Here is a 9,787-nt window from a genome sequence, read left to right as displayed (position 1 = left end):
GGACGACGGCGCCGAAGACGCCCCCGCCCACCCCCGAGGGGGAGGCTTCGGCACGCGCGCCGTGCACGCGGGCCAGCACCTGGATGAGGTGTTCGGCGCCGTCGTCCCGCCGATCCACCTCTCGAGCACGTACGCGCCGACGGCCGTCGGCGAGCTGCGGCGCGGCTACGACTACGGCCGCGGCACCAATCCCACCCGGGACGCGCTGCAGGAGCAGCTGGCCGCGCTCGAGGCGGGCGTCGACGAGTCCGGCGCCCCCCGGGCCACCGGCCTCACGTTCGCCTCCGGCCTGGCCGCGGAGACCGCGCTGATCATGGGCGCGGGCCGGCCGGGCATGACGATCGTGCTCGGCAACGACGTGTACGGCGGCTCCTACCGCCTCATCTCCCGCGTGCTCGCCCCGTGGGGCGTGGAGCACGTCGTCGTGGACATGGGGGACGCCGAGCAGGTCGCCGCCGCCGTCGAGCGCGCCGCCGCAGCGGGGCCGGTCATGGTGTGGCTGGAGACCCCGTCCAACCCGATGATGAAGATCTCCGACGTCGCCGCGGTCGCCGAGGCGGCCCACGCGCACGGCGCCCTGCTCGTGGTGGACAACACCTTCGCGACGCCGTACCTGCAGTCCCCGATCGCCCTCGGCGCGGACGTGGTGGTGCACTCCACCACGAAGTACATCGGCGGCCACTCGGACGTGATCGGCGGGGCGCTCGTGATCCCGGACGCCGCACTCGCCGAGCAGGTGAAGTTCCAGCAGTTCGCGGCGGGGGCCGTGAACGGGCCCCTGGACGCGTACCTGACCACGCGCGGCCTCAAGACGCTCGGGGTGCGCATGGACCGCCATCAGGCCAACGCCCAGGCCGTCGCCGAGTGGCTCACCGGCCGCGCCGAGGTCTCCCAGGTGCTCTACCCGGGGCTGCCGGACCACCCCGGCCATGAGCTCGCGCAGCGCCAGATGCGCGGTTTCGGCGGCATGGTCTCGATGCGCCTGGCCGGCGGCGCCGCGGCGGCCCGCCGCGTGGCCGAGTCGACCCGCCTGTTCCAGCTCGCCGAGTCCCTGGGCGGCATCGAGTCGCTGATGAACTACCCGGCGGAGATGACCCACGCCTCCGTGGCCGGCACCGAGCTGGCCGTCCCGGACGACCTGCTGCGCCTGTCGGTGGGCATCGAGGACGCCGAGGACCTCGTGGCGGACCTGGAGCGGGCTCTGGACAGCCTCTGACCCGCCGACGTCCGTGCCAGAGGTGAGCGCACGGGTGGGGAGCACCGGGCGGCGTAGTGTGACGGGCATGACCCTCACCGCCTTCGTCAATGCCCATGTCGTCCCCGTCGCCGCCGAGCCGTTCGACGGCACCCTGCTCGTCGAGGACGGCCGGATCACCGCGCTCGGCCCCGACGTCGAAGCGCCCGACGGCGCCGAGGTGGTGGACTGCGAGGGACGCTGGCTGCTGCCCGGCTTCGTGGACGCGCACGTCCACCTGGGCATGCACGCCGAGGGCGAGGTCGGTGCGACCGCGGACGTCAACGAGATGACGGACCCCGTGATGGCCGGGGTGCGGGCGATCGACGCCGTCGACCCGAACGAGCCGGGCTGGAAGGACGCCCTGGCCGGCGGGGTGACCACCGTGAACGTGAACCCCGGCTCGGGCAACCCGATCGGCGGCCAGGCGGTGGCGCTGCACACCCACGGACGCACCGTGGACGAGATGGTGCTGCGCAGTCCCTCGGGCGTGAAGTCCGCCCTCGGCGAGAACCCCAAGAACGTCTACAAGGAGAAGGGCCGCACCCCGTCCACGCGGCTGGGCACCGCCCTCGTGATCCGCGAGGCGTTCCTGCGGGCGCAGGGCTACATGGCCCGCCGCGCGGAGGCCGAGCGCGAGGACAAGCCCTTCACCCGCGACCCCCACCTCGACGCCCTCGCCCTCGTCCTGGAGCGCACGATCCCCTGGCGCCAGCACTGCCACCGCACCGACGACGTCGCCACCGCCCTGCGCCTGGCCGACGAGTTCGGCTACGACCTCGTCCTGGACCACGGCACCGAGGCGCACCCGCTGGCCGACCAGCTCGCGGCCCGCGGCGTGCCGGTGCTGATCGGCCCGCTGTTCACCACCAAGTCCAAGCCGGAGCTGCGGGGCCGCTCGATGCGCAACCCGGGCCGTCTGGCGCGGGCCGGCGTCGAGATCAGCATCATCACCGACCACCCGGTGGTGCCCATCGACTTCCTCGTCTACCAGGCGGCGCTGTCGGTGAAGGAGGGCCTGGACCGGGAGACCGCCCTGCGCGCCATCACCCTGCATCCCGCGCGCGTGCTGGGGCTGGACGACCGCATCGGCTCCCTCGAGGTGGGCAAGGATGCCGACCTGGTGCTCTGGTCCGGCGACCCGCTCGATGTCATGCAGCGGGCCCTGCGCGTGTGGATCGGCGGCCGTCAGGTCATGGAGTACGACCTCGCCACGGCCCGGCCCGTCGTCGCCTCCGCCCGTCCCGTGGAGGACTGAGCGGCGCCGCCGCCCGGCGGCGGGGGCGGGACGCGCGGGCTCAGCGCCGCACGCGCGAGCGCACGGGCGGCAGCCAGACGAGCGCGGCGCCCAGGAGCATCACGACGGCGAGGATGATCAGCAGGCCGTTGGCCCGCAGGAACGCGGGGGCGGCCAGCAGGACGGCGATGAACGTCAGGGTCCCGATCGCCGAACGACGGCGGCGCAGCAGACCGATCCAGCCCCACAGGGACGCCGCGGCCAGCAGGGCGACGGCGGTGCCCATCGTGAACTGCCCCGTCGCGCCGCCCAGCACGCCCACCGACTCCATGCCGGTGAGCGGATCGATGACGGGCTCGCCGCTGTCCTGTGCGCGGGCCCCGTTCCAGAGGAACGCGCCCGCGATGCCGATCAGCACCACGGTGACCGCGAGCCAGTAGAGGCGCGCGACCTTCAGGAGCGGGTGGACGAGGCCGGCGTCGGACTCGGCCGCGTCCCGCGCGACCAGGTCGCGCTCGCGGTCCGCGCGGCGCCGTTCCAGGCGCTCCTCGTCCTCGGCGGTGAGGCGGGCGCGCTCGGCGCGCAGCCGTGCGTCGTCGGCCCGCTGATTCTCCCGGAAGGACTGGGCGGCGCGGCCGGCGGCCCGGCCGAGCCCGCGGGCGAGGGGGCGGTCTTCGCTGTTCTGGGGCACCTGCCGAGCCTATCGCCCCGGCCGGTGAGCGACCGGGGTGTCCGAGGGCACAGCCCGGCCCGGGATCCGGTGGCGTAGACTGGGCGGACCGGATCCGGTCTCTCCCCCTGTGATGAATGAGCGTGGACGCGTGTGCCACGCCGGACTGCAGATGTCTGTGCAGATGTGTGTGCGGGTCACGAACGTCGTGGCCCTCGGGGGCTGCCGGGTGGACGGAATCATCTGACCCAGCTGGCCCCTGCGCCCCACGACGTCGACCCGCGACCGACGTCCTCCGGCGTGCGCCCGCGCATCCCCACAGGAGGACCCATGTCCGACATCCTCGATCCCCAGACCACCGCCGAGGTCGCCCCCGAGCTCGCCGAGGCGGAGCAGGAGGCCACCGGGACCGTCCCGCAGGTCGACGCCGCCGAGCCCGCCGCCCCCGAGGCCCCGGCCGGGCCCGCCGGCCCCACCTTCCTGGACCTCGGCCTGGACGCCCGCGTGCTGGCCGCCGTCGAGGACCTGGGCTACACCCGCCCCTCGCCGATCCAGGAGGCGACCATCCCGCTGCTGCTGGAGGGCCGCGACGTCGTGGGCCTGGCCCAGACCGGAACCGGCAAGACCGGCGCGTTCGCGCTGCCGGCCCTGTCCCGCCTCGCCGAGACCACGGACGTGACCGGGCGCGCGGACACCCCGCAGGTGCTCGCGCTCGCCCCGACCCGCGAGCTCGCCCTCCAGGTGGCCGACGCCTTCGACAGCTACGCCAAGCATCTCGACGACGTCTCCGTGCTCGCGGTCTACGGCGGCTCCCCGTACGGCCCGCAGCTGGCCGGACTGCGGCGGGGCGCGCAGGTCGTCGTCGGCACGCCGGGCCGCGTGATCGACCACCTCGAGCGCGGCTCGCTGGACCTCTCCGACCTGCAGACCCTCGTGCTGGACGAGGCGGACGAGATGCTGCGCATGGGCTTCGCGGAGGAGGTGGACCGCATCCTCGCCTCCACCCCGGACACGAAGCAGACCGCGCTGTTCTCCGCCACCATGCCCCCGGCCATCCGCCGCATCTCCGCCCAGTACCTGAACGCCCCGGAGGAGGTGGCCGTCGCCCGTCAGTCGACGACGTCCGCCACGATCCGCCAGCGCTACCTGCAGGTGGGCCACCAGTGGAAGTTCGAGGCCCTGAGCCGGATCCTCGAGACCGAGGAGCACGACGGCGTCATCGCCTTCGTGCGCACCCGTGCCGGCACCGAGGAGCTCGCCCAGAAGCTCACGCGCGCCGGGTTCAAGGCCGTGGCCATCTCCGGCGACATCGCCCAGAAGCAGCGCGAGAAGACCGTCGAGGACCTGAAGGCCGGCCGCGTGGACATCCTCGTGGCCACCGACGTCGCCGCCCGCGGCCTGGACGTCGAGCGCATCTCGCACGTGGTCAACTACGACATCCCGCAGGACGCCGAGTCCTACGTGCACCGCATCGGCCGCACCGGCCGCGCCGGCCGACAGGGCGACGCCGTGCTCTTCATGACCCCGCGTGAGCGCTTCCTGCTCAAGCAGATCGAGCGGACCACCCGCCAGCAGGTCGAGGAGATGGCCGTGCCCTCCGTCGCCGACGTCAACGCGGCCCGCAAGCGCCGCTTCGCCGACGGCATCACCCGCACCCTCGAGCGTGCCTCGGAGGAGGAGCTGGCGGTGTTCGGCGAGATCGTCGCCGCGTACGTCGACGAGCACGAGGCCGAGCCGGCGCGCGTGGCCGCCGCACTGGGCATGATGGCCCAGGGCGGCCGCCCGCTGCTGGCCCGCGAACAGGAGATCCCGTCCGGCGGCGGCCGGGACCGCAAGGACCGCAAGGACCGCGACTGCGGCCGTGAGCGCGGCACGAGTGACGGCCGCGGCTCGCGTGGCCCGGCCCGGGAGCCCGCGGCCGGCAACGCGACGTACTGGATCGCCGTCGGCCACCAGGACCGCGTGCGGCCGGGCAACATCGTGGGCGCGCTGGCGAACGAGGTGGGCCTGCCCGCCTCGGCCATCGGCGCGATCGACCTGCGCGGCAACCACTCGCTCGTCGAGCTGCCGGCGGACCTGACCTCGGCCCAGCTCGAGGCCGCGGCCAACGCGGAGATCAACGGCCGTCGCCTCGGCCTGCGCAAGGACACCGGTCGCCCGACCCGCGCCGAGCGCGACGGCGAGGACCGCGGTGAGCGCCGCGGCGGCTTCCGCAAGGACCGCGGCGAGCGCGGCGGCTTCCGCGGGGACCGCGACGGCGGCCAGCGCGGCGGGTACCGCAAGGACCGGGACGACCGCGGCTCCCGCGAGGATCGTGGCGGCTTCCGCAAGGACCGGGACGACCGCGGCTTCCGTGGCGACCGCGGGGGACGCCCCGGCGGCCGCAAGCCCCGCTGGGGCGCCCAGGAGCGCTCGGATCGGGGCGCCCGCCGCTGATCCGGCCGGGGTGCGGACCCCGCCGGAGGCCGTGCCCGGGGCCGATTTTGCATCGGCCCCGGGGCCCTGGTAGAGTCTCACCTCGTTGCCCCGATAGCTCAGTGGTAGAGCGCCATCTTGGTAAGATGGAGGTCCCGGGATCGATTCCCGGTCGGGGCTCTGACATGAGAGCCCGCCCTCGCGGCGTGAAAACCGTGAGTGCGGGCGTTCTCGTGTCGTGGCGGCGTAGCTCAGCTGGTTAGAGCGCACGACTCATAATCGTGAGGTCGGGGGATCGAGTCCCCCCGCCGCTACGGAATCGGACGGACCCGGTCACCTCCTCGGAGGGGCCGGGTCCTTTCGCGTTCCGGGGCCCGTCCGTCGCCCCGGTAGCCTGGCGGGCATGTCCACGCGTCGCCCCGCTCACCAGCCCGCCCGCGGCACCGCCGCGCCCCGCGGCTTCGTCTCCCCGTGGGAGCACGGCTCCCGGCTGTACCGGACGCTCGTGCTGACCGGCTCCGCACTGTTCCTCGTGGGCATCGTGCTGGCGGTCGTCGGCGGGACCACCGGACGCCTCGCCGTCTCCGGGACCGCCCTGGGCGTGCTCGGCGCGGGCGTCGCCGTGCACCTGTCCGCCCAGCTCGTGCGCTTCCGCCAGGCCGCCCGCCGGCAGGGGGAGCGGCGCCCCGGCCGTTAGGCTGGACGGCAGTCGAGAACCGTCCCGCAGGAGGCCCGAGTTGAGCGTGAACCCCGACGTCGCCGGGCGGAGCTATCCGCCCGCGCCCCCCTTCCAGGTCGGTCGTGAGGCGGTCCGCGGCTTCGCCGAGGCCGTGCAGGCCCGGCATCCCGCGCACCACGACGTCGCGGCCGCCCGGGCCCTGGGACACGCCGACCTGGTTGCCCCACCGACCTTCGCCGTCGTCATCGCCCAGCGCGCCGAGGCCGCCGTCGTCGCCGATCCCGAGCTGGGGATCGACTTCTCGCGCGTGGTCCACGCGGACGAGCGCTTCGTCCACCACCGGCCGCTGGTGGCCGGGGACGAGGTCGTGGCGACCGTGCGGGTCGAGGCCGTGAAGTCCCTCGGCGGCAACCGCATGGTCACCACCGTCACCGAGATCGCGGATCTGGACGGCGCGGCCGTCTCCACCGTCACGTCCACCCTGCTGGTCCGGGGAGAGGAGTCCTGATGAGCACCGCCCCCCGCCTGTCCGACCTCGCCCGGGGCGAGGTGGTCGGCACGCGCACCGTCACGTTCACCCGCGCCGACCTCGTCGCCTACGCGGGCGCCTCCGGCGACCGCAACCCGATCCACTGGTCCCCGACGTTCGCCGAGCACGTCGGCCTGCCCGGCGTCATCGCCCACGGGATGCTCACCATGGGCGCGGCCGTGCAGCTCGTCTCGGACTGGGCGGGCGACCCGGGCGCCGTCGTCGACTACCAGACCCGCTTCACCGGCATGGTGCCCGTCGCGGACACCACGGGGCGCACGGACGACGACGGCGCGCCCGTCCCCGGCGCCACGCTCGAGGTCGTCGGCACGGTCGGCGCCGTGGACGAGGCCGCCGGGACCGTGCGGATCGACCTGAACGTCACCAACCCGGACGCGGCGAAGCCGCGCGTGCTGACCAAGGCGCAGGCCGTGGTCCGTCTGGCCGACCCCGCGGGGGAGAGCGCGTGAGCGAGCGGCTGGCGGACCACACCACCACCCGCGTCGGCGGGCCTGCGCGCGCGTGGGTCACCGCGCGCACCGAGGCCGAGGCGATCGAGGCCGTGCGCGCCGCCGACGCGGCGGGCGAGCCCCTGTTCGTCCTCGGCGGCGGTTCCAACACCCTCATGGCGGACGCCGGCTTCCCCGGCACCGTCGTGCGGCTGGCCTTCGAGGGCATCCACGTGCTGGACGGGCCGCTGCCCGGCGAGGGCGAGACGCCGCCCGCCGGCGACGGGGCCCGGTCCGCGGACCACGAGGGGGGGGCCGTCGTCGTGCGGATCGCGGCGGGCCACCCGTGGGACGACGCCGTCGCATGGACCGTGGCGCACGGGCTCGGCGGGATCGAGGCGCTCTCGGGCATCCCGGGCTCGGCCGGCGCGACGCCCGTGCAGAACGTCGGCGCGTACGGCGCGGACGTCTCGCAGGTGCTCGTCGCCCTGCGCGCGTGGGACCGGGAGGCGGGCGACGTCGTCGAGCTGACGCCGGCGGACCTGCGCTTCGGCTACCGCGACTCCGTCATCAAGCGCTCCATGCTGGAGACCGGCGCGCCGAGTCCCCGGTGGATCGTGCTCTCGATCGACCTGCGGCTGCGCCGCGCCTCCTCCGACGCCGAGCCGACGGCGCCGGTCCGCTACGGGCAGCTGGCGGCCGCGCTCGACGTCGAGGAGGGCGCCCGTGCCCCGCTCGCGGTGGTCCGCCGCGAGGTGCTGGCCCTGCGCGCCGCCAAGGGGATGGTGTCCGACCCGGCGGACCCGGACACATGGTCCACGGGCAGCTACTTCACGAACCCGATCGTGCCCGCGTCCGTGCGGGCCGCCCTGCCCGAGGGCGCCCCGGCGTTCGCGGCCGGGGAGGCCGAGGACGGGACGCCGCTCGTGAAGCTCTCGGCGGCCTGGCTGATCGATCGCGCGGGCTTCGCGAAGGGCTTCGGGCTGCCCGAGGTCGCCCCCCGCGAGGGCGGGCCGGACGGCCGCGGAGCCGACGGCACCGGCCTGGCCGGAGGCCGCGCGTCGGTGTCCACGAAGCACACCCTCGCCATGACCAACCGCGGCGACGCGACCACCGAGGACGTCCTGACGATCGCGCGCACCGTGCGCGACGGCGTGCGCGAACGCTTCGGCGTCGAGCTGCACCCCGAGCCGATGATCATCGGCACCAGCCTCTGACCCCTCACTTTCGTTCGGGAAACGGCGCCCCCAGGAGTGCTTTCGTTCGGGAAACGGCGCCCCTAGGCGGCTCGGGCGCCGTTTCCCGAACGACGACGCCCGAACACCCGCCGTTTCCCGAACGAAAACGTGGGCCGGGGCGGGGCCGGGTGGGCGCCTCGGCGCTGGCGTCGCGGCTCAGAGGTTGCCGGTGGCGATCATCAGCATGCGGCGCACGGGCTCGGCCGCACCCCACAGCAGCTGGTCGCCGACGGTGAACGCGGAGAGGTACTCGGGACCCATGTTGAGCTTGCGCAGCCGGCCGACGGGGATCTGCAGGGTGCCGGTCGCGGCGATCGGGGTCAGGTCGGTGACCGTGGCCTCCTTGGTGTTCGGCACCACATGCACCCACTCGTTGTCCGCGGCGATGATCTGCTCGACCTCGTCCAACGGCACGTCCTGGGTGAGCTTGAGGGTGAGGGCCTGCGAGTGGGAGCGCATGGCGCCGATCCGCACGCACAGCGAGTCGAACGGGATCCGGTCCGCCCCGGTCAGCCCGAGCACCTTGTTGGTCTCGTCGTAGGCCTTGCGCTCCTCGCGGGAGACGCCGTCGCCCAGGTCGGAGTCGATCCAGGGGATCAGCGAGCCGCCCAGCGGCACGCCGAACTGCGTCGAGTCCAGGCCGCCGCGCTGCAGCTCGATCACCTTCCGGTCGATCTCGAGGATCGCCGACGCCGGATCGGCCAGCTCGGCCCGCACCGCGCCGCCCAGCTCGGCGTACTGGGTGAGCAGCTCGCGCATGTGCCGGGCGCCGCCGCCGGAGGCCGCCTGATAGGTCATGGCGGTGCCCCACTCGACCAGGCCCGCCTTGAACAGGCCCCCCAGGCCCATGAGCATGCAGGAGACGGTGCAGTTGCCGCCGATGAAGTCCTTCGTCCCGTTCGCCAGGGCGGCGTCGATCACGTCGCGGTTCACGGGGTCCAGCGCGATCACGGAGGTGTCCGCCATGCGCAGGGTGGAGGCGGCGTCGATCCAGATGCCGTCCCAGCCGGCGGCGCGCAGCTTCGGGTACACGGCCTGCGTGTAGTCCCCGCCCTGCGCGGTGAGGATCACGGGCAGGGCCGTGAGCGCGTCCACGTCGTACGCGTCCTGGAGCACGCCCGGGTCGCCGGCCATGCCCTCGAGCACGGGCGCGGGGCCGCCGGCGTTGGACGTGGAGAAGAAGACCGGATGGACGCGGGCGAAGTCACCCTCCTCGACCATGCGCTGCAGGAGGACGGACCCCACCATGCCGCGCCAGCCGACCAGGCCCACGGTGGGCACGGCGGCCGTGTCGGGGGCGTTCACAGATGCGGGGGCAGCGGAAGTCATGCCCTCC

General features: G+C 74.4%; 9 protein-coding genes and 2 tRNA genes. 9 read left to right on the top strand and 2 right to left on the bottom strand.

What is annotated here, in order from left to right; translation table 11 throughout:
* Positions 1 to 61 precede the first annotated feature (61 nt).
* Positions 62 to 1,216: a cystathionine gamma-synthase gene (locus J1M44_RS03190; RefSeq protein WP_060775052.1), complete on the top strand. Its 1,155-nt coding sequence runs from the start codon at positions 62 to 64 to the stop codon at positions 1,214 to 1,216.
* Positions 1,217 to 1,283: 67 nt separating this feature from the next.
* Positions 1,284 to 2,492: an amidohydrolase gene (locus tag J1M44_RS03185; RefSeq protein ID WP_141843950.1), complete on the top strand. Its 1,209-nt coding sequence runs from the start codon at positions 1,284 to 1,286 to the stop codon at positions 2,490 to 2,492.
* Between the two features lie 40 nt (positions 2,493 to 2,532).
* Here J1M44_RS03185 and J1M44_RS03180 read toward each other — a convergent pair whose 3' ends face one another.
* Positions 2,533 to 3,162, bottom strand: a complete 630-nt coding sequence (locus J1M44_RS03180) for a hypothetical protein (protein ID WP_060974118.1) — start codon at positions 3,160 to 3,162, stop codon at positions 2,533 to 2,535.
* Positions 3,163 to 3,471: 309 nt separating this feature from the next.
* On the opposite strand from J1M44_RS03180, the gene J1M44_RS03175 reads away from it, so the two are divergent.
* From J1M44_RS03175 to J1M44_RS03145, 7 genes are all read left to right on the top strand, one after another.
* Positions 3,472 to 5,577 carry a DEAD/DEAH box helicase gene (locus J1M44_RS03175; RefSeq protein WP_206480526.1) on the top strand — a complete coding sequence of 702 codons (2,106 nt, stop codon included), beginning with the start codon at positions 3,472 to 3,474 and terminating at the stop codon, positions 5,575 to 5,577.
* Between the two features lie 87 nt (positions 5,578 to 5,664).
* A tRNA-Thr gene (locus J1M44_RS03170) sits at positions 5,665 to 5,736 on the top strand.
* 60 nt (positions 5,737 to 5,796) lie between these two features.
* Positions 5,797 to 5,870 (top strand) — tRNA-Met (locus J1M44_RS03165).
* A gap of 89 nt (positions 5,871 to 5,959) precedes the next feature.
* The gene (locus J1M44_RS03160) at positions 5,960 to 6,253 is read left to right on the top strand and encodes a hypothetical protein (protein WP_049161645.1); all 294 of its coding nucleotides are present in this window, start codon (positions 5,960 to 5,962) and stop codon (positions 6,251 to 6,253) included.
* Positions 6,254 to 6,293: 40 nt separating this feature from the next.
* Positions 6,294 to 6,743 carry an FAS1-like dehydratase domain-containing protein gene (locus tag J1M44_RS03155; protein ID WP_063188667.1) on the top strand — a complete coding sequence of 150 codons (450 nt, stop codon included), beginning with the start codon at positions 6,294 to 6,296 and terminating at the stop codon, positions 6,741 to 6,743.
* A complete protein-coding gene (locus J1M44_RS03150) occupies positions 6,743 to 7,234 on the top strand; it encodes a MaoC/PaaZ C-terminal domain-containing protein (RefSeq protein ID WP_123244259.1) in 492 nt (163 codons plus the stop codon). Before J1M44_RS03155 ends, J1M44_RS03150 begins: the two co-directional genes overlap by 1 nt.
* Positions 7,231 to 8,430 carry a UDP-N-acetylmuramate dehydrogenase gene (locus tag J1M44_RS03145; RefSeq protein WP_206480525.1) on the top strand — a complete coding sequence of 400 codons (1,200 nt, stop codon included), beginning with the start codon at positions 7,231 to 7,233 and terminating at the stop codon, positions 8,428 to 8,430. The genes J1M44_RS03150 and J1M44_RS03145 overlap by 4 nt, the downstream gene beginning before the upstream one ends.
* Positions 8,431 to 8,607: 177 nt before the next feature.
* Here the strand turns inward: J1M44_RS03145 and asd are convergent, their stop codons facing one another.
* Positions 8,608 to 9,780: an aspartate-semialdehyde dehydrogenase gene (asd, locus tag J1M44_RS03140; RefSeq protein ID WP_206480523.1), complete on the bottom strand. Its 1,173-nt coding sequence runs from the start codon at positions 9,778 to 9,780 to the stop codon at positions 8,608 to 8,610.
* Positions 9,781 to 9,787 lie beyond the last annotated feature (7 nt).

This window comes from Micrococcus sp. KRD128 (genome assembly GCF_017168395.1).
Taxonomy (GTDB): domain Bacteria; phylum Actinomycetota; class Actinomycetes; order Actinomycetales; family Micrococcaceae; genus Micrococcus; species Micrococcus luteus.
The sequence above is the reverse complement of the archived record's forward strand: the minus strand, read 5'-3'. Positions and strand labels throughout refer to the sequence as shown.